The organism is Pseudorhodoferax sp. Leaf274 (assembly GCF_001422445.1).
Classification (GTDB): Bacteria; Pseudomonadota; Gammaproteobacteria; order Burkholderiales; family Burkholderiaceae_C; genus Pseudorhodoferax.
Genome location: NZ_LMNA01000029.1, coordinates 93,345 through 112,663, shown reverse-complemented (window position 1 = coordinate 112,663; position 19,319 = coordinate 93,345). Strand labels below are relative to the sequence as shown.

At 73.3% G+C, this 19,319-nt stretch carries 12 protein-coding genes; 8 read left to right on the top strand and 4 right to left on the bottom strand.

The window, feature by feature from the left end:
* Positions 1-36 precede the first annotated feature (36 nt).
* The 3 genes from ASF44_RS25930 (at position 37) to ASF44_RS25920 (ending at position 3,145) form a co-directional block, all read left to right on the top strand.
* Positions 37-1,002 (top strand): DMT family transporter, encoded by a 966-nt coding sequence (locus ASF44_RS25930; protein ID WP_056902165.1) that lies wholly within the window; start codon positions 37-39, stop codon positions 1,000-1,002.
* Complete coding sequence (locus ASF44_RS25925; RefSeq protein ID WP_056902164.1) at positions 999-2,228, top strand: tetratricopeptide repeat protein; 1,230 nt, start codon at positions 999-1,001, stop codon at positions 2,226-2,228. The genes ASF44_RS25930 and ASF44_RS25925 overlap by 4 nt, the downstream gene beginning before the upstream one ends.
* 110 nt (positions 2,229-2,338) lie before the next feature.
* Positions 2,339-3,145 carry a cyclopropane-fatty-acyl-phospholipid synthase family protein gene (locus tag ASF44_RS25920; protein ID WP_056902163.1) on the top strand — a complete coding sequence of 269 codons (807 nt, stop codon included), beginning with the start codon at positions 2,339-2,341 and terminating at the stop codon, positions 3,143-3,145.
* Positions 3,146-3,175: 30 nt separating this feature from the next.
* Here ASF44_RS25920 and ASF44_RS25915 read toward each other — a convergent pair whose 3' ends face one another.
* On the bottom strand, positions 3,176-4,327 hold the full coding sequence (locus ASF44_RS25915) for a fatty acid desaturase (protein WP_056902162.1): 1,152 nt from the start codon (positions 4,325-4,327) through the stop codon (positions 3,176-3,178).
* Positions 4,328-4,482: 155 nt separating this feature from the next.
* Here ASF44_RS25915 and ASF44_RS25910 point away from each other — a divergent pair, with 155 nt between their 5' ends.
* Together ASF44_RS25910 and ASF44_RS25905 are read left to right on the top strand one after the other, a co-directional pair.
* Positions 4,483-5,535 (top strand): DnaJ C-terminal domain-containing protein, encoded by a 1,053-nt coding sequence (locus ASF44_RS25910; protein ID WP_056902161.1) that lies wholly within the window; start codon positions 4,483-4,485, stop codon positions 5,533-5,535.
* Between the two features lie 34 nt (positions 5,536-5,569).
* Positions 5,570-11,419: an alpha-2-macroglobulin gene (locus tag ASF44_RS25905; RefSeq protein ID WP_156374706.1), complete on the top strand. Its 5,850-nt coding sequence runs from the start codon at positions 5,570-5,572 to the stop codon at positions 11,417-11,419.
* A 696-nt stretch (positions 11,420-12,115) separates the two neighbouring features.
* Here ASF44_RS25905 and ASF44_RS25900 read toward each other — a convergent pair.
* The gene (locus ASF44_RS25900) at positions 12,116-12,532 is read right to left on the bottom strand and encodes a type II toxin-antitoxin system VapC family toxin (RefSeq protein ID WP_056902160.1); all 417 of its coding nucleotides are present in this window, start codon (positions 12,530-12,532) and stop codon (positions 12,116-12,118) included.
* Positions 12,529-12,780: an antitoxin gene (locus ASF44_RS25895; RefSeq protein ID WP_056902159.1), complete on the bottom strand. Its 252-nt coding sequence runs from the start codon at positions 12,778-12,780 to the stop codon at positions 12,529-12,531. The genes ASF44_RS25900 and ASF44_RS25895 overlap by 4 nt, the downstream gene beginning before the upstream one ends.
* A gap of 39 nt (positions 12,781-12,819) precedes the next feature.
* Here ASF44_RS25895 and pbpC point away from each other — a divergent pair, with 39 nt between their 5' ends.
* On the top strand, positions 12,820-14,988 hold the full coding sequence (gene pbpC, locus ASF44_RS25890) for a penicillin-binding protein 1C (RefSeq protein WP_056902158.1): 2,169 nt from the start codon (positions 12,820-12,822) through the stop codon (positions 14,986-14,988).
* A 190-nt stretch (positions 14,989-15,178) separates the two neighbouring features.
* Positions 15,179-16,813 carry an ATP-binding protein gene (locus tag ASF44_RS25885; RefSeq protein ID WP_056902157.1) on the top strand — a complete coding sequence of 545 codons (1,635 nt, stop codon included), beginning with the start codon at positions 15,179-15,181 and terminating at the stop codon, positions 16,811-16,813.
* Here the strand turns inward: ASF44_RS25885 and ASF44_RS25880 are convergent.
* A complete protein-coding gene (locus tag ASF44_RS25880) occupies positions 16,810-18,729 on the bottom strand; it encodes an FAD-binding monooxygenase (RefSeq protein WP_056902156.1) in 1,920 nt (639 codons plus the stop codon). The genes ASF44_RS25885 and ASF44_RS25880 overlap by 4 nt on opposite strands.
* A gap of 88 nt (positions 18,730-18,817) precedes the next feature.
* On the opposite strand from ASF44_RS25880, the gene ASF44_RS25875 reads away from it, so the two are divergent.
* Complete coding sequence (locus ASF44_RS25875) at positions 18,818-19,285, top strand: MarR family winged helix-turn-helix transcriptional regulator (protein ID WP_056902155.1); 468 nt, start codon at positions 18,818-18,820, stop codon at positions 19,283-19,285.
* Positions 19,286-19,319: the final 34 nt, after the last annotated feature.

Below are 19,319 nucleotides of genomic sequence, written 5' to 3'. Positions count from 1 at the left end.
CGAGACGGTGCCGGCCCGCCGCGCGACAGTGCGGGTATGGTTTCTTCGTCCCCCTCTTCCCCCTCTTGCGCAGCCTACGGCCACTGGGCGGGCATCCTGTGCGGCATGGCCGCCGGCGCGCTCTGGGGCCTGGTGTTCCTCGCGCCCGAACTCGCGCATGGCTTCACGCCGCTGCAGCTCACGGCGGGCCGTTTCCTGGCCTATGGCCTCATCGCCTGCGCGCTGCTGCTGCCGCGCTGGCGCCGGCTGGCCGCACAACTCGGCCGGGGCGACTGGGCCCTGCTCGCGCGCCTGGCGCTGCTGGGCAACACGCTGTACTACCTGCTGCTGGCCAACGCCGTGCAGCGCGGCGGCATCGCCATGACCTCGCTCGTGATCGGCTTCCTGCCGGTGGCCGTGACCGTGATCGGCAGCCGCGCGCAGGGCGCGCTGCCGCTGCGCCGGCTGCTGCCCTCGCTGCTGTGCGGGCTGGCCGGCATCGCCTGCATCGGCTGGCAATCGCTGGGCCACGCCGCCGCCTCGCCGCTGGGAATGCTGTGCGCGCTCGGCGCACTGGCCTGCTGGACGGCCTACGCCGTCGGCAATGCGCGCGCGCTGGCGCAGCGACCGCACGTCTCGGTGCAGGACTGGAACCTGGCCACCGGCGTGGCCACCGGCGCGCAGGCCCTCGCGCTGCTGCCGTTCGCGCTGTGGCTGGATCCGCGCGACCACGCCGGCGCCGACTGGCTGCGCCTGTCCGGCGTGGCGGTGGGCGTGGCGCTGGCGGCGTCCATCGTCGGCAACGCGCTGTGGAACCGCATGAGCCGGCTGCTGCCGCTGACCCTGGTCGGCCAGATGATCCTGTTCGAGACCCTGTTCGCGCTGCTCTACGGTTTCCTGTGGGAATGGCGCACGCCCACCGTGGCGGAGTGGCTGGCCATGGCCTGCGTCGCCGCCAGCGTGCTGAGCTGCGTGCACGCGCACCGCCGGCCCGCGCCCAGCCGCTATGCTGCGGCCGCATGACCGAACCGACCGCTGACGCCTTCGCGCAGGCCAAGACCCTGTTCCTCGACGCCGTGGCCCTGACCGAGGCCGGCCGCCATGCGGAGGCCGAAAGCCGGCTCCAGGCCGCTGCCGCGCTCGTGCCCGGCCGGCCGTCGACGTTGCTCAACCTGGGCGTGGTGCGGCTGCGCCTGGGGCGTCCGGCCGATGCGCTGCAAGCGCTCGATGCGCTGGCCGCGCTGGAGCCCGGGCACCCGGCCGGCCGCTTCCAGCGTGCACTGGCGCTGAACCAGCTCGGCCGCCACGCCGAGGCACTGGCGCTGCTCGACGCCCTGCTGGCCGAGCACCCCGGCACCGCCGCCGCGCACCAGTTGCGCGGGCAGACGCTGCAGGCGCTGGAACGCCACGCCGAGGCCCTGCCCGCCTACGAACGCGCGGTGGCCCTCGACCCCGGCCTGGCCGAGGCCGGCCTGCTGCTGGGCCAGCTGCTGCGCGACCTGCAGCGCCCCGCCGCGGCGCGCGCCGCCTTCGAGCAGGCCCTGGCCGCCGGCGCCGATGCCGCGCTGTGCCGCTATTTCCTCGCCGGCCTGGGCGCGGGCGAGGCGCCGGCCACCGCGCCACAGGCCTATGTGCGCGGGCTGTTCGACAGCTACGCCGACGACTTCGAGCCGCACCTGCTGACGGTGCTGCGCTACCGGGCCCACGAGGCCGTGGCGCAGGCGGCCGCGGCGGCCCTGGCCGGCACGCCGGTGGCCGCCGCGCTCGACCTGGGGTGCGGCACCGGCCTGTGCGGCCCGCTGCTGCGCCCGCTGGCCCGCAGCCTGCACGGCCTGGACCTGTCGCCCACGATGCTGGAACAGGCGCGCGCACGCGGCGCCTACGACCAGCTGGTGCAGGCCGACCTGGCCGCCTACCTGCACGAGACGCCCGAGCGCTACGGCCTGGTCGCCGCGGCCGACGTGTTCATCTACGTCGGCGCGCTCGACGCGGTGTTCGCGGGCGTGCGGCGCGTGCTGCAGCCCGGCGGCGTGTTCGCGTTCTCGGTGGAGCTGTCCGATGGCGAGGACCTGCTGCTGCGGCCCAGCCTGCGCTATGCGCATGGCGCCGCCCACCTGCGCGCGCTGGCGGCCCGGCATGGCCTGCAACCCGTGCACGAGCAGATGCTCACGCTGCGCGAAGACCAGCGCCAGCCCATCCAGGGCCTGGTGCTGTGCCTGCGCGCGCCGGGCCTTGCCAGCGACGCCTGAACGCGGAACATTCGGGGCGCGGCCGGACTCCATCGCCGGTCCCGCCCGCCGCCGGCCGGCCGCGGGCCCCGCCATTCCCTCCATCCGACCCTTGCCCAGGAGAGCTTCGAATGACCATTGCACGCAGATCCTTCCTCGGTGCCGCGCTCGGCGCGGCCAGCCTCGCCCAGCATGCCTGGGCGCAACCGGGCGGCACCGCCTACCAGCCGCAGGTCGGCCAGGGCGGCAAGGACGTGGTGTGGGTGCCGACCTCGCAGGCCCTGGTGGACCGCATGCTGGACATGGCCGGCCTCACGCCGCAGGACCGGCTGGTCGACCTGGGCTCGGGCGACGGCCGGCTCGTGATCACGGCGGCCAAGCGCGGCGCGCGGGCGCGCGGCATCGAATACAACCCCGACATGGTGGCGCTGTCCAAGCGCGCCGCCGAGGCCGAGGGCGTGGCGGCGCGCGCCACCTTCGAGCAGGCCGACATCTTCGCGTCGAACTTCTCCGAGGCCACGGTGGTCACGCTGTTCCTGCTGCCCAACCTCAACATGCGGCTGCGCCCCACGCTGCTGGACATGCCGGCCGGCACACGTGTGATGTCCAACTCGTTCACGATGGAGGACTGGGAGCCCGACGACTCGTTCAACGTGGTCGAGGGCTGCTCGGGCTACTGCAACGCGCTCAAGTGGGTGGTGCCGGCCAAGGTCGGCGGCAGCTGGCAGCTGGGCGGCGAGCGGCTCGTGCTCACGCAGGCCTTCCAGAAGCTGACGGGCCGCCTGGGCGCGAATTCGCCGCTGGCCGATGCGCGGCTGGACGGCGCGAACATCCGCTTCACGGCCGGCGGGCGCACCTACACCGGGCAGGTGGCCGGCACGACGATGCGCGGTACCGTGGACGGTGCCGCCTGGACCGCCACGCGCGTGGCGGGCTGAGTTTCCACGCGGCTGCGACGGCGGCCGCGCTCAGGCGGTCGCGGCCTGCCGGGGCAGGCGCGGCGCAGCGGCCACCTGCTCGGCCACCGCATTGCGCGCCGACAGGTCGATCGGCGCGGCCGTCGGCAGGCCGTCGAAGTCCAACCACTGGTGGCGCTCGAAGTCGTAGAGCTTGCAGGTGCGCAGCGTGCGCAGCATCCCGAACAGCGACAGCGGCTCGACCACCAGCCGGTTGCCCAGCAGGTCGTTCATGCGCTTTTGCGCCGGCAGCAGCATGTAGCTGGGGATGCCGTGGTGCGCGTGGTGCGCGGCATGGCAGTAGACGTTGTTGACCATCTTGCTGAACCAGTCGGGCGTGGTCAGCACGGTGGAGCACAGCTCGGGCGCGTAGTCGCCGGTGCGCACGATGTCGCCCTTGAACCAGGGGATGTTGGGGTGCGTGTGCATCAGGTACAGCGATGCACTGCTGATCCAGAAGTGCAGCATCAGCGGCCCGAACCAGCCCAGCAGCACGGCGGTGCCGGCCTCGACGGGCGCGATGCGCGGCGCCACCAGCGCCAGGAAGGCCAGCATGCCGCCATGGAACAGCGCCAACGGCACGGCGTAGGCCATGGACACGCGACGCTGCGCCACCGGCGTGCGCGGGTTGGGCCACACGCGCGTGGGAATCCAGCGCACCAGCCAGTAGACGAACAGGCCGAACACGTTGGGCGCGCGGCACAGGCGCTCGGCCAGCCGCTGCAGCGGGCCCAGGGCGTCGTACTCGGCCTTGGAGAACGGGCGGTAGAAATCGAAGTGGTCGCCGTTGGTGCGCGGGTGGTGCACATGGTTGTGGTCGTGCGTCCACATGCGGTAGTTCTGCACCGAGGGCACGCCCAGGGCCAGCGCCGCGATCCAGTTCCAGCGGCGGCTGGCGAACAGCGTGCGGTGCGATGCGTCGTGCGCCAGCGTGTACATGGAGGTCAGCCGGATGCCCAGCAGCACGCTGGCCAGGATCTTCCAGCCGATGGCGGGCGCGAACAGCACGGCGGCCCACAGGCCCCAGTACAACGCGCCGTCGCGCAGCAGCAGCAGTGCGCCGCTCTTGTTGCGCGGCGCGGCGAAGATGGACAGCTCGCGGATCAGCCGGCCGCGCGAGATCGCAGGCGGCGTGGCAGACAGCGGCGTGGCGGTGGATCGCATCGGAACTCCCTGTAACCCGTTGTGACAAGAAGGCTCCGATTAGGCCGGTGCCGCCGGCGCGCGAAGCACCGAAAAACGAGGAAAAACCGGCCGTCTCGGAAAATGCTGCGGCGCAACAACATCGGCTACCATGCGGCCAGAGCAGAGGAACCAACGTGGGGAACGACCAAGCCTTCGCCGAACTGGGCTTGCCCATCGACGCCAGCCCATCCGAGATCAAGGCCGCCTGGCGCCGCCTGGCCTCGCGCTGGCACCCCGACCGCAACGCCAGCGCGCAGGCCGTGGCCCGGATGCAGCGCATCAACCAGGCGTTCGAGGCCATCCAGCGCGCACGCGAGGGCAGCGCCGGTACGCCTGCGTCCTCCGCCTCCCCTTCTCCCGCCCCTGCGCCTTCGCCTGCGCCCGCTCCCGCCGCCAGGGCCTCCACCTCCGAACAGCAGGCGCGGCCTCCCCATGCGCCCATCCACCGCAAGCTCAAGCTCTCGCTGGAAGAGGCCGCGGCCGGCTGCATCAAGACGCTGCGCGGCAAGTTCACCGCGGACTGCGGCCACTGCGCCGGCCTGGGCCACCGCGTGCTCGGCCAGGCCTGCAGGCGCTGCCGCGGCAGCGGAACCTTCGTGCGGCCATCGGCCTGGTTCGGCTGGCCCGGCCAACCCGAGGAATGCGTGGACTGCGCGGGCACCGGCACGGCGCGCGAAGACTGCAGCCACTGCGAAGGCACGGGCAAGCTCGCCGCGCAGGCCTACGAGGTGCAGGCGCGCATCCCGCCCGGCGTGCGCGACGGCGACCTGCTGCACGTGGCAGCACGCAGAGCTCCTGCCGACCTGGAGGTGCAGGTGGGCGTGGCGCCGCACCCGCTGTTCACGCTGCACGCGGACGGCAGCGTGCACTGCAAGGTGCCCGTCGATGGCTTCGCCTGGGCGGCCGGCCGGCCCGTGTCCATCCCCACGCTGGACGGCGTGCAGCCGCTGGCGCTGCAGCGCGGCCGCCAGCAGTACGAGTTGCCCGGCCTGGGCTTTCCAGTGCGGCACCGCGGGCCGCGCGGCACGCAGGTGGTGCAGATCGAGCCCGTGTTTCCGGAACGCTTCAGCACCGACCAGGAGATCCTGCTCGACCAGCTGATCGCCAGCAGCGTCGGCGCCGATCCGCGGCTGGCCGAGTGGCAGCGCACGCTGCGGGCGCGCGAACGCAAGCGACACCACGGGTGAGCTAACCTCGGCGGCTGACCGAAGGACCGCCAGCGTGACGCTCAACTCCCTGCTTCCCACCCTCCTCCTTGCCGCCCTGGCCGCCCCCGCCGCCCAGGCCCTGCAGATCACTTCCGTCACGCCCCAGGGCGAGGTGCGCGAGGCGCGCCAGGTCGTCGTGCGTTTCGACCAGGACGCCACCCACTTCGGCGATGCGCGCGCGGCCGCACCGGCCACGGTGCGCTGCGCCGACGAGGCCGCCGGCCGCGGCACCGGCCGCTGGAACAACGCGCGCGAATGGGTCTGGCAGTTCGAGAACGACCTGCCGCCCGGCCAGCGCTGCGAACTGACGGCCAACACCAGTCTGGAACTTACGGGTCGCACGCGCTTCAATTTCCAGACAGGCGGCCCGGTGGTGCGCAGCACCTGGCCCTACGGCGGCCAGGTCGACGAGCAGCAGTTCTTCGTGCTGCGTCTCAACGGCCCGGCCACGCTGGAGAGCGTGCGCGCCAACGTCTGGTGCGCCGTCGAGGGCATCGGCGAGCGCGTGCCCGTGCGCCTCGTCGAGGGCGCCGAACGCGCCGCGCTGCTCCAGGCGCGCCGGCTCGAACAGGAGGCCGCCAAGGCGCCGCTGGCCGTGCAGACGCTGGCCTGCAACCGGCGCCTGCCGCCCTCGGCCGACCTGCAGATCGTCTACGGGCCCGGCGTGGCCACGCCCAGCGGCGTCGCCAACCGGGTGGAGCGGCGCTTCGACTTCACCGTGCGCGCGCCCTTCACGGCCAACTTCAGCTGCGAGCGCGAGAACGCCCAGGCCGACTGCCTGCCGATCCGGCCGCTGCGCCTGCAGTTCAGCGCCCCGCTGCCGCGCGAGCAGGCGGCCGCCATCCGGCTGCAGGGCGGCGGGCGCAGCATCGCGCCGCAGATCGACGACAACACGGACGCACTCGTCGACGGCCTGCGCTTCGACCCGCCGTTCACCGAAAGCACGGACTACCAGCTGACGCTGCCCGCCAAGCTGCGCGACGCCTCCGACCGGCCGCTGGACAACGCCGACAGCTTCCCGCTGGCCGTGCGCACGGGCGCCATGCCGCCGCTGGCCAAGTTCGCCTCCGCGCCCTTCGGCATCGTCGAGCGCCTGGCCGAGCCCGACGGCCCGCCCCTGCTGCCCGTGACCGTGCGCCGCATCGAGGCCGCGCCCGGCGTGGGTGCGCTGCGCATCGCCGACGGCCAGGTGGCCACGCTGCGGCCGCAGAGCGATGCCGAGATCCTGGCCTGGTGGCGCAAGGTGCAGCGCTACGACCGCTTCCAGGTCGAGCGCAAGCAGGCCGCCGCCGACCTCAGGCGGCCGCTGCCGCGCGTGGTCGACCCCGACCAGAAGAACTGGGTGCAGTCGCGCATGCTGTCGCTGCTGGCCGGGCAGAACGGCGTGCAGCAGCTCAAGCTGCCGGCACCGGATGGCAACGAGGCGCGGCCGTTCGAGGTCGTGGGCATCCCGATGACGCCAGGCTTTCACGTGGTCGAGATCTCCTCGCGCCAGCTGGGCGAGGCCTTGCTCGACGAACGCTACGGCCCGGAGCGCACCATGGTCGTGCGCACGGCCGCGCTGGTCACCAACCTGGGCGTGCATTTCAAGCTCGGCCGCGAGAACGCGATGGCCTGGGTCACCGCGCTGGACAGCGGCAAGCCCGTGGCCGGCGCGCGCGTGGCGGTCAGCGACTGCCGCGGCCGCGAGGTGGCCAGCGGCCAGACCGACGGCCAGGGCGTCGTGCAGCTCAAGGGTTTGTCGCCCGAACCGCCGTCGTGTGCGCAGGACGAAGGCGCTGCCGCCTGGTTCGTCACGGCGCGCGCGCGCGGCAGCGATGGCGTGGACGACCTGGCCTTCACCTTCAGCGACTGGAACCGCGGCATCGAGCCCTGGCGCTTCGACCTGCCGACCAGCCAGGAGGTAGCGCCGGACCTGCGCGCCCACACGATCCTGGACCGCACGCTGCTGCGCGCGGGCGAGACCGTGGGCATGAAGCACCTGCTGCGCACCGAGACCAGCGCCGGCCTGGCGCCGGCCGCCTGGCGCCCGGCCACCTTGCGCATCACCCACGTGGGCAGCGGCCAGCAGTTCGAGCAGCCGCTGGCCTGGCGCGACACGGCCACCGGCGGGCGCAGCGCGCAGAGCAGCTTCAAGCTGCCGCCCGCGGCCAAGCTCGGCGAGTACCAGGTCGAACTCGTGGGCATCGACCAGGAGGCCGAGCGCAGCCTCGTGTCGGGCCGTTTCCGCGTGGAGGAGTTCCGCCTGCCCGTGATGGAGGGCCGCATCGCGCCGGCCACCGGCGGGCCGCTGGTGCAGCCCGGCAGCCTGGCCGCCAACGTGCAGGTGAACTACGTGGCCGGCGGCGGCGCGGCCAGGCTGCCGGTCGAGGTCTCGGCATTGCTGCGCGAGCGCTGGCTGCATTTCGACGGCTATGACGCGTTCAGCTTCGCGCCGCCGCGCGACCGGCGCCAGGGCAACTCCGACGAAGGCGAGGAGGAATCCGAGGCCGCCAACGGCCCGCGCGTGATCGCCAACAAGCTGCCCGTGACGCTGGACGCCCAGGGCGCGGGCCGCGTGGCGCTGCCCGACATCCCGGCCGCCCCGCGCGCGCAGGAGCTGCTGCTGGAAGCCCGCTACGCCGACCCGAACGGCGAGATCCAGACCCTGCGCGGCACGCACACGGTCTGGCCAGCCGGCGTGGTGGCCGGCCTCAAGACCGAGGGCTGGGTCTCGGCGCGCGGCAAGGTGCAGCTGCAGGCGCTGGCGCTCGACCTCAACGGCAAGCCCAAGGCCGGCGTGGCACTGGACGTGCGCGCCCAGGCCCATGTGGCCACGACCAGCCGCAAGCGCATGGTGGGCGGCTTCTACACCTACGACACCAAGCGCGAGACCAAGGACCTGGGCAGCGTGTGCAGCGGCAAGAGCGACGCGCGCGGCCTGCTGCTGTGCGAGGCCCAGCTGGGCCAGGGCGGCGAGGTCGAGCTGGTCGTCACGGCCAAGGACGAGGCGGGCCGCAGCGTGCAGGCGTCGAGCTCCGTCTGGGTCACGCGCCAGGGCGAACTGTGGTTCGGCGGCGAGAACCACGACCGCATCGACCTGCTGCCCGAGCAGCGCGAAGTGCAGCCCGGCGACACCGCCCTGCTGCAGGTGCGCATGCCGTTCCGCCAGGCCACGGCCCTGGTCACGGTGGAGCGCGAGGGCGTGCTCTGGCACGAGGTGGTGGAACTGAGCGGGCAGGACCCGACGCTGCGCCTGAAGGTGCAGGAAGGCTGGGGGCCCAACGTCTACGTCAGCGCGCTGGTGCTGCGCGGCCGGCTGCGCGAGGTGCCGTGGTACTCGTTCTTCACCTGGGGCTACAAGGCGCCGCGCAGCTGGTGGTCGGCGTTCTGGAATGCGCGCGGCGAGGTGGTGGCGCCGAGCGCCATGGTCGACCTCTCCAAGCCGGCCTTCCGCCTGGGCGTGGCCGAGCTCAAGGTGGGCACGCGCGCGCACCGCATCGACGTGCAGGTGCAGCCCGACCGCACGAGCTACCAGGTGCGCGAGCGTGTGCAGGTGCGCATCAGTGCCAGGCTGCCCGATGGCAAGCCGGCCGCGGGCGCCGAGGTGGCGCTGGCCGCCGTCGACCAGGCGCTGCTGGAACTGGCACCCAACGACAGCTGGGACCTGCTGGACGCGATGCTGCAGCGCCGCGCCTGGGGCGTGCACACAGCCACCGCGCAGATGGAAATCATCGGCAGGCGCCACTACGGCCGCAAGGCCGTGCCAGCCGGCGGCGGCGGCGGCCGCAACCCCACGCGCGAGCTGCTGGACACGCTGCTGCTGTGGAACCCGCGCGTGGTGCTGGACGCGCAGGGCCAGGCCACGGTGGAGGTGCCGCTCAACGACGCGCTGACCAGTTTCCGCATCGTCGCCGTGGCCGACAGCGGCCAGGCCTTGTTCGGCACCGGCCAGGCCACGGTGCGCACCACGCAGGACCTGCAGATCATCAGCGGCCTGCCGCCGCTGGTGCGCGAGGACGACCGCTTCCGCGCCCAGTTCACGCTGCGCAACACCACGGCCAAGGCCATGCGCGTGGAGTTCAAGCCGCGGGCCACGCTGCTGGAGTTGGCGCCGCAGACCATCGAGATACCACCGAACGAAGCGCGCGAGGCGACCTGGGAGGTGGTGGCCCCGACCCAGCTGGCGCACACGCGCACCGAGGCCATCCTCTGGGAGGTCGAGGCGCGCGACCTGTCGGGCAATGCGCGCGATGCGCTCAAGGCCAGCCAGCGCATCGTGCCGGCCGTGCCGATCGCCGTGCAGCAGGCCACGCTGGTGCAGCTGGACGGGCCGTTCACGCAGCAGGTGAAGCCGCCGGCGCAGGCTCTGGTCACCAACGGCAAGCCGCGCGGCGGCCTGTCGCTCGCGCTGCAGCCCCGCCTGGCCGATGGCCTGCCCGGCGTGCGCGACTGGTTCCAACGCTACCCCTACAGCTGCCTGGAGCAAAGCGCCAGCCGCGCGCTGGGCCTGGAGGACGAAGCCCTGTGGAAGGGCGTGGTGGCCCAGCTGCCCACCTACCTGGACAGCGACGGCCTGGCCAACTACTTCCCGCCGCGCGACGGCGAGGCCGCGCGCGGCAGCGACACGCTGACGGCCTACCTGCTGGCCGTGACCCACGAGGCGGCCGCGCTCGATCCGCGCTTCGCGCTGCCCGAGGCCCAGCGCCGCCAGATGGAGGACGGCTTGCTGGCCTTCGTCGAGGGCCGCCTGCAGCGCAGCTTCTGGAGCCCGCGCGCCGACCTGGACGTGCGCAAGCTCGCGGCGCTGGAGGCGCTGTCGCGCACGGGCCGCGCACAAGGCCGGATGGTGTCCAGCCTCACGCTCGTGCCCGAGCAGTGGCCCACGCATGCGCTGCTGGACTGGCTGCAGATCCTGCAGCGCGTGCCCGACGTGCCGCAGCGCGCCCAGCGGCTGGAGCAGGCCCAGCAGCTGCTGCGCACGCGGCTCGCGTTCTCGGGCACGCGCGTGGGCTTCTCCACCGAGCAGGGCGATGCCTGGTGGTGGCTGATGGCCAACACCGACGCCAATGCCGCCCGCCTGCTGCTGGCCGTGCAGAACGAAGCCGGCTGGCAGGCCGATATGGGCCGGCTGGCCAGCGGGCTCATCGCGCGCCAGCAGCGCGGCGCCTGGCAGACCACCACGGCCAACCTCTGGGGCAGCCTGGCGCTGCGCAAGTTCTCGGCCAGGTACGAGGCCGACCCCGTGAGCGGCAGCACGCGCGCGCAACTGGGCAGCGAGAGCGTGCGCGCCGACTGGCCGGGCAAGGGTGCGCCTGCCGCCCAGTTCCTGCCCTGGCCCGGCACCGGCGCCGCCACGCTGCAGGCCACGCACGAGGGCAGCGGCAAGCCCTGGCTCACGCTGCAGTCGCTGGCCGCGGTGGAACTGAAGGCGCCGTTCGATGGCGGCTACCGCATCGCGCGCGAGGTGGTGCCCATCGAGCAGGCGCGGCCCGGCCGCACCACGCGCGGCGACATCCTGCGCATCACCATCACCGTGACGGCCGCGCAGGACATGAGCTGGGTCGTGCTGTCCGACCCGGTGCCGGGCGGCGCCACCATCCTGGGCAGCGGCCTGGGCCGCGACACAACGATCGGGGCCATCGCCACCCAGGGCGAGCGCAGCGGCGGCAACACCTGGCCCGCCTACGAGGAACGCGGCTTCGAGGCCTTCCGCAGCTACTACGGCTTCCTGCCCAAGGGCGAGGTCAAGACCAGCTACACGGTGCGGCTCAACAACGTGGGCGAGTTCGCGCTGCCGCCCACGCGCGTGGAGGCCATGTACGCGCCCGAGATGTTCGGCGAGCTGCCGAACGCGCGGGTGAAGGTGGAGGCGGCGCCGTGAGCGCACGCGGCGAGGGGCCACGCGCAGCGGGGATCGACGCCAGCGCGAACGGCGCCAGCCGCCGACCCAAGCCGACGTGTGGGCCCGCACGACCGCGAGGAGGCGGCGCCGTGAGCGCACACGGCGAGGGGCCACGCGCAGCGGGGATCGACGCCAGCGCGAACCGCGCCAGCCGCCGACCCAAGCCGACGTGTGGGCCCGCGCGACCGCGAGGAGGCGGCGCCGTGAGCGCACGCGGCGAGGGGCCACGCGCAGCGGGGATCGACGCCAGCGCGAACCGCGCCAGCCGCCGACCCAAGCCGACGTGTGGGCCCGCGCGACCGCGAGGAGGCGGCGCCGTAAGCGCACGCGGCGAGGGGCCACGCGCAGCGGGGATCGACGCCAGCGCGAACCGCGCCAGCCGCCGACCCAAGCCGACGTGTGGGCCCGCGCGACCGCGAGGAGGCGGCGCCGTGAGCGCACGCGGCGAGGGGCCACGCGCAGCGGGGATCGACGCCAGCGCGAACCGCGCCAGCCGCCGACCCAAGCCGACGTGTGGGCCCGCGCGACCGCGAGGAGGCGGCGCCGTGAGCGCACGCGGCGAGNGAGGGGCCACGCGCAGCGGGGATCGACGCCAGCGCGAACCGCGCCAGCCGCCGACCCAAGCCGACGTGTGGGCCCGCGCGACCGCGAGGAGGCGGCACCGTGAGCGCTGCCCTACCAGACCTCCAGCGCCAAGCGGTCTGGCACATGGCCGAAGGCACGGTCGCGGCTCACCAGGATGCAACCCGTGGCCACGGCATGCGCGGCGATCATCATGTCCAGGTCGGCGAGGCTCACCCCACTGGTCTCCCAGGCGGCACGAACGTCGCCGTAGCACCTGGCGACATCGTCGTTCCAGACCAGCACGTCGACACGCTGCACGAAGGCGTCGATGCGCAGGCGCAAGCCCGGCGGGCGACCTGCGCGCTGCCACCCGTATTCCAGTTCCGCCAGGCTCACGCTGGAGATGGCGATGCGCCCCATGGGCGTCTGCGCGACGCGCGCCAGCAAGCCGGCGTCCTTCGCCCGGATGACGTGGCTGACGACGTTGGTGTCCAGCAGGTACCGCCCGCCCGCCGGTACGGCGCTCATTCGCTCCAGTCCCCGAACGGGTCGCGCCGTGTGTGCGTCTGCTGGCGCTCGGCCATGAAGTCGTCCGCGTCCGGCGTTTGCGCCACGACGTCCAGAAAGCCCTGCCAATCGGCCGGCTTGCGCGACAGCACCACATCGCCGGTCACAGGGTCGCGGCGGATGAACACTTCCGTCTCGGCAAAGCGGAACTCGCGCGGCAGGCGCACCGCCTGGCTGCGGCCTGTGACGAATACCTTGGCGGTCTGCATGCGGGACTCCTTCAAAAGATATCTTCCATGATATCTACCATGCACACGAGGTTCAAGCGTGTCGCCATGGCGCTGGCGGCGGCACTGGCGTGCAACGCCCACGCCCTGCCCTCCTACGACGAAGTGCGCAGCGCGCACCGCCCGTCCGAAACCCTGGTGCTCGCGCGCGACGGCCAGCTGCTGCAGCGCGTGCGCACCGATGCCAGCGTGCGGCGCGGCCCCTGGGTCGCGCTGGCCGACGTCTCCCCCGCGCTGCGCACGGCGCTGGTGCTCAGCGAGGACCGGCTGTTCTGGCAGCACAGCGGCGTGGACTGGCGCGCCGTCTCGGCCGCGGCCTGGGCCAACCTGTGGAACACGCGCACGCGCGGCGCTTCCACGCTGACCATGCAGCTGGCCGGCCTGCTGGACGAGGACTGGCGCGCCGGGTCCGGTGGCCGCAGCGTGGGCCAGAAGCTGGGCCAGGCCGTGGCGGCGCAGCGGCTGGAGCGCAGCTGGCGCAAGGACCAGATCCTGGAGGCCTACCTGAACCTGGTGCCGTTGCGCGGCGAGACCGTCGGCATCGATGCGCTGGCGCGCAGCCTGTTCGGCAAGGCGCCGCATGGACTGGACGCGCGCGAGGCCGCCATCGCCGCGGCGCTGGTGCGCGGGCCGAACGCTGCGCCGAACGTGGTCGTGCGCCGCGCCTGCGCGGTGTTCAAGGACAGCACGGGCGCGGCCGATTGCGCCGGCCTGGAGCTGCTGACGCTGGGCGCCCTGCAGCGCCGCGGCTGGGCCGCCAGCGAGGGCATCGCGCCGCACCTGGCGCGCCGGCTGCTGCACGAAGCCGGCACCGACGCGCCCAGCCTGCGCAGCAGCCTGGACGCCGGCCTGCAGCGCTTTGCCCGGCAGCAGCTGGACCAGCACCTGCGCGAGCTGCGCGGGCGCAACGTGGAGGACGGCGCCCTTGTGGTGCTGGACAACGCCAGCGGCGAGGTGCTGGCCTGGGTCGGCTCGTCGGGCGTGCTGTCGCGCGCGGCCGAGGTCGACGGCGTGCTGGCGCCGCGCCAGCCCGGCTCCACGCTCAAGCCCTTCCTGTACGCCCAGGCCATCGCGGAGGGCCGGCTCACGGCGGCCTCGCTGCTGGAGGACGCGCCCACGCACATCGCCACGCCGGCGGGCCTGTACATCCCGCAGAACTACGACCGGCGCTTCAAGGGCTGGGTCTCGGTGCGCACGGCGCTGGCCTCCTCGCTCAACGTGCCGGCCGTGCGCACGCTGGTGATGGTCTCGCCCGATGCCTTCGCGCGGCAGCTGCAGGCGCTGGGCCTGGCGCTGGCGCACGGCGGCGACTACTACGGCACCAGCCTGGCGCTGGGCAGCGCCGAGGTCTCGCTGCTGGCGCTGACCAACGCCTACCGCGCGCTGGCCAACGGCGGGCGTGCCGGGCCCGTGCGGCTGGTGCCCGGCCCGCGGCCTGCGCCGGGCCCGGCCGTGCTCGACGCGGGCGCGGCCTTCATCGTCGGCGACATCCTGGCCGACCCGCTGGCGCGCGCCATGACCTTCGGCACCGACAGCGTGCTGGCCACGCGCGGCTGGGCGGCCGTCAAGACCGGCACCAGCAAGGACATGCGCGACAACTGGGCCATCGGCTGGTCGGAGCGCTACACCGTGGGCGTGTGGGTCGGCAATGCCGGCGGCGCGGCCATGTGGAATGTCAGCGGCACCAGCGGCGCCGCGCCCCTCTGGGCCGCGCTCATGCAGCAGCTGCACCGGCAGGCACCCAGCCGCGCACCGCGCGCGCCGGCCGGCGTCGAGCAGGCCGCCGTGCGCTTCGGCGACGCGCTGGAAGCACCGCGCCGCGAATGGTTCCTGCCCGGCACGGCGCAACCCCTGTTCGCGCTGGCGGGCAGCGCCGACGACCGCGCCGCCACGCCGCGCATCCTGGCGCCGGTGGACGGCAGCATCGTCGCGCTGGACCCGGACATCCCGCCCGCGCACCAGCGCCTGTGGCTGCGCGCCCAGGGCGCGGACGCGCGCTGGCGCATGGATGGCAAGCCGCTGGGCCGCGGCCGCGAACTCGCCTGGCTGCCCTGGCCGGGCCGCCATCAGCTGCAGCTGGTGGACGCCACGGGCGCCGTGCTCGACGCGGTGCGTATCGAGGTGCGCGGCGCCTCCGTCAAGCCTGCGGGCAGCGCCGCAGCCGCGCCTGCCAGGCCGGCTGCGCCGTGATGGCAATAAACCGGCCGACTGTGCGAAAGTCATCACTTCGGACGGATGGGCGCACGCAAAAGCGTGAAATAGGAGCGGATAGCTCTCTATAGTTGCGCGGCCGCTGCACCAACGCAGCCCCCTCCATCCAGCCCAGGCCTTGGGGATGCCGACCTCTCCGCTCTCTTCGCCGCTCAGCCCGCCACCCGGCATGGCCACCCTGGAAATCGTGTGCCTCGGGCTGGCGCTCCTGCTGACGATGGCGGCTGTCGTCGGCTGGCGCCAGTGGCGTGCGCTGCGCGCGGCGCGCGGCGAATCGCTGCAGCTGCGCGAAGAGGCGGCCACACTGCGCCGCCAGCAGGCCGCCCAAGCCGCCGCCGCGCCCGACGTGGCCCGCCACCGGGCGGCCGCACTGCAGGCCCAGCAGCGCGAGGCCCTGTATGCCGCGCTGATCGACAGCGTGCACGGCGCGGCCTACCGCTGCACCGCCGACGACAACTGGACCGTGCTGTTCATCAGCGATGCCGTGCAGAAGCTGTCGGGCTGGTCGGCGGCCGACTACGAGGCATCGCCCGCACTGCTGCGCGAACTGGTGCACCCGGACGACCACGCGCGCGTGAGCGCCGAGGTGCAGGCCGCCATCGATGCCGACCGCAGCTACACGCTCGAATACCGCGCCATGCACCGCGATGGACGCAGCTTCTGGGCCCGGGAGCGCGGCCAGGCCGTGCGCGACGCCGCGGGCCGCGTGCTGTGGCTGGACGGGGTGGTGGTCGACATCAGCGAGCGCAAGGCCATGGAACAGGCGCTGCGCGATGCCAAGGACCGCGCCGAGCAGGCCGTGGCCGCCAAGACCCACTTCCTGGCCAACATGGGCCACGAGGTGCGCACGCCGCTGAACGCCATCATCGGTTTCTCCGAGATCGTGCTGCGCGACGAGCTCGACACGCTGCAGCGCCAGTACGTCTTCAAGGTGCGCCAGGCCGCCACCGCGCTGCTGCGGCTCATGAACGACATCCTGGACATGGCCAAGCTCGAGCGCAGCCAGCTGCAGTGCACGGCGGCCGATTTCTCGCTGCGCGGCCTGGCGCAGGAGGCGTTGGCCGCCCAGCGCAACGCCGCCGAGCGCAAGGGCCTGGCGCTGCGGCTGGATGCAGAGCCCGGCCTCGGCGATGCGTTCCAGGGCGACGACGCGCGGCTGCGCCAGGTGCTGGACAAGCTGCTGGACAACGCCGTGAAGTTCACCGAGCGCGGCACCGTGCGGTTGCAGCTCGCGCGCCAGCAGGGCCAGGTGCTGCTGGCCGTGCACGACACCGGCATCGGCATTGCGGCGCAGGACCAGGCCCGCATCTTCGAGGCCTTTTCCCAGGCCGACGGCTCGGCCAGCCGGCGCTTCGGCGGCGCGGGCCTGGGCATCACGCTGGCGCGGCAGTTGGTCGAGCGCATGGGCGGCACGCTGACGCTGCACAGCAGCCCGGACCAGGGCAGCGTGTTCCGCGTTCTGCTGCCGCTGGCCGATGCCGCCGCGGCGACGCCCGCACATGCCACCGACAGCGCGCCACCCGCCCCAGCCGCGCCCCACCCCGAGACGGCGCTGCCGGCTGGACTGCAGGCGCTGTTCGACGAAGCCCCCAGCCGGGACGAGCAGCCCTGGCGCGACTCGCTGCGCGCCACCGTGCAGGCCCTGCGCAACGGCGACCACGGTGATGCGGATCTGCCCGCCGTGCTGCAGCGCCTGCGCGGCCAGGGCCTGGTGCAGCATGCCGCCCAGGTGGAGCATGCGCTGGCCCAGTTCGACCTGGACCGCGCGGCCGAGCTGCTGGAGACGCTGCCGGCGCGGCTCTAGCCTGGCAGCATGAAGCCGGCGAAGAAGCCGGCCAGCGCCTGGTGCGCATCCAGCGGCAGCACCTGCGCCACGTACTGGTCGGGCCGCACCACCAACAGCGCGCCGCGCGCCCGGTCGATGCCGCGCAGCTCGAAGATGTCCTGCCCCGGCCTGCCGCCGGCCGCGAAGACCTTCTCGTAATCGACGAGCCCGTGCCGGCCCTTGCGCGGCAGCAGCAGGGCCGGCATGGTCTCGATGGCCAGGCCGTCGTGCCGCTGCTGGAAGATGGCGCGCAGGTCGAACACGGCGTCGAGGTCCTGCCCGGCCCGGGTGTGGCGCCGCACGGGCGAGTCCGACGACTCGGCCAGGAAGCGGCACAGCGCGCGCACGCCGGTGGCCCCGTCCAGGTGGTCGTTCGCCGCGGCGAAGGCATAGAGCCGCCAGCGGCCGTCGGCCCGCGCCACGTGGCCCAGCTGCAGGGGCCTGGCGTCGGCCACGCGCACCACCGGCGCGGAATGGAAGCGCGTGCCGACCACGAAGCCGCTGGCCAGCGCCTGGTGGGTGCCGTCGCCGCAGATGCCGGAGGGCCGGTAGTGCGTGCCCACGCCGGCCGTGAAGCGGCCGTGCTGCTCGAAGTGGCGCTGGAACGCCTTCGGGTCCACGCCGCCGCCGGTGCCGGCGACGGCGCCGCCCTCGCGGGGCCGGTCGCTGAACATGCGTGCCCACTCGCGGTCGAAGTCGATGAGCTGCTGGGCCACCGCCTGGCGCTCGGCGCTGTAGCTGTGCAGCAGCGTGGGCGCGCACTGCCCGCGCAGCACGGCCGCCAGTTTCCAGCCCAGGTTGAAGCTGTCCTGCATGGAGACGTTCATGCCCTGCCCGGCCTTGGGGCTGTGGGTGTGGCAGGCATCGCCGGCGATGAAGACGCGCGGCAGCTGCGTGCCGGCCAACGCGGCCGGCACATCGTCGTAGCGGTCGCAGATGCGCTGGCCGATCTCGTAGACCGACCACCAGGGCACGTCCTTCACCTCCAGCGTGTAGGGGTGCAGGATGCGCCGGGCGGTGGCCACCAGGTCGTCCACCGTGATGCCGCGCTGGGCGGCGCGCTCGTCCTCGCCCAGCTTGTCCATCTCCACGTACAGGCGCACCAGGTAGCCGCCTTCGCGCGGGATCACCAGCAGGTTGCCGTGCTCGGACTGCACGGCGGCCTTGCTGCGGATGTCGGGGAAGTCGGTCACCGCGAGCAGGTCCATCACGCCCCAGGCCTGGTTGGCCGAGTCGCCCACCAGCTGGCGGCCGATGGCCTTGCGCACCGCGCTGCGCGCACCGTCGCAGCCGACCACGTAGCGGGCGCGCACGGTTTCCTGCCGGTCCGTGCCGGCGCGGGCCAGGCGCACGGCCACGGGATGGTCGTGCGCCTGCGGGTCCACGGACACGTCGACCACGCTGCGGCCGTAGTACGGCGCCATGCGGCCAGGCGCCTCGCGCATGCGCTCCAGGTAGAAGTCGTGCACGCGGGCCTGGTTCAGCACCACGTGCGGGAACTCGGAGAGCCCGTCCGGCGTGTCCTGCACGCGGCCGTGGCGCACGATGCCGCCACCGTCCTGCGTGCCGGGCTTCCAGAAGGTCACCTCGTTGATCCAGCAGGCCTCCTGCAGCACGCGCTCGCTGAAGCCGAAGGCCTCGAACATCTCCATGGTGCGGCAGGCGATGCCGTCGGCCTGGCCCAGTTGCAGGGGGCCGTCCTTGGCCTCGACGATGCAGGTGCGGATGTCGGGGAACGCGGCCAGCTGCGCCGCCAGCGTCAGGCCGGCCGGGCCGCAGCCCACGACCAGCACATCGACCTGCGCGGGCGGCGTGTCCGTGGGCTGCAGCGCAGCCGGCGACGCAGGGGCGATGCGGGGATCGCCGGGCTGGAATCCGTCCAGATGGAATTGCATGGCACCTGTCTCCTGATGAAGTCCGTTAACGTACGCATTAATATTATCAGCATACATATCATTTGCACAATGAGAGAATGGCGCGACCATGACGAAGACCCCCGACATCGACCTGCAGTCGCAACCCGGCCACGGCATCCGGCGGCTGCAGCAGATCGCGTTCGCCGTGTTCATGCAGGAGGCCGCCAGCACAGGCACGACGCCGGTGCAGTACGCCGTGCTGCAGACGCTGGCAGACCAGCCGGGCATCGACCAGCGCACGCTGGCCCGCGCGGTGAGCCTGGACACCTCGACCATCGGCGGCGTGGTGGACCGGCTGGAGGCGCGCGCCCTGCTCGCCCGCAGCCTGTCGCCACAGGACCGGCGCGTGCGCCTGCTGCACCTGACGGCCGAGGGCGAAGCGCTGCGCCTGCAGTTGCTGCCCACCATGCTGAGCGCGCAGCAGCGCATGCTGGAGCCGCTGTCTGCCGCCGAGCGACAGGCCTTCATGGAGATGCTGCAGCGCGTGGTGGCGCACCACGCCGGCGTGGACGGCAGCAGCACGGCCGAGGCCTGACAAGCCGCGACCTGCGCGCGCCGCCTGGCAGAAC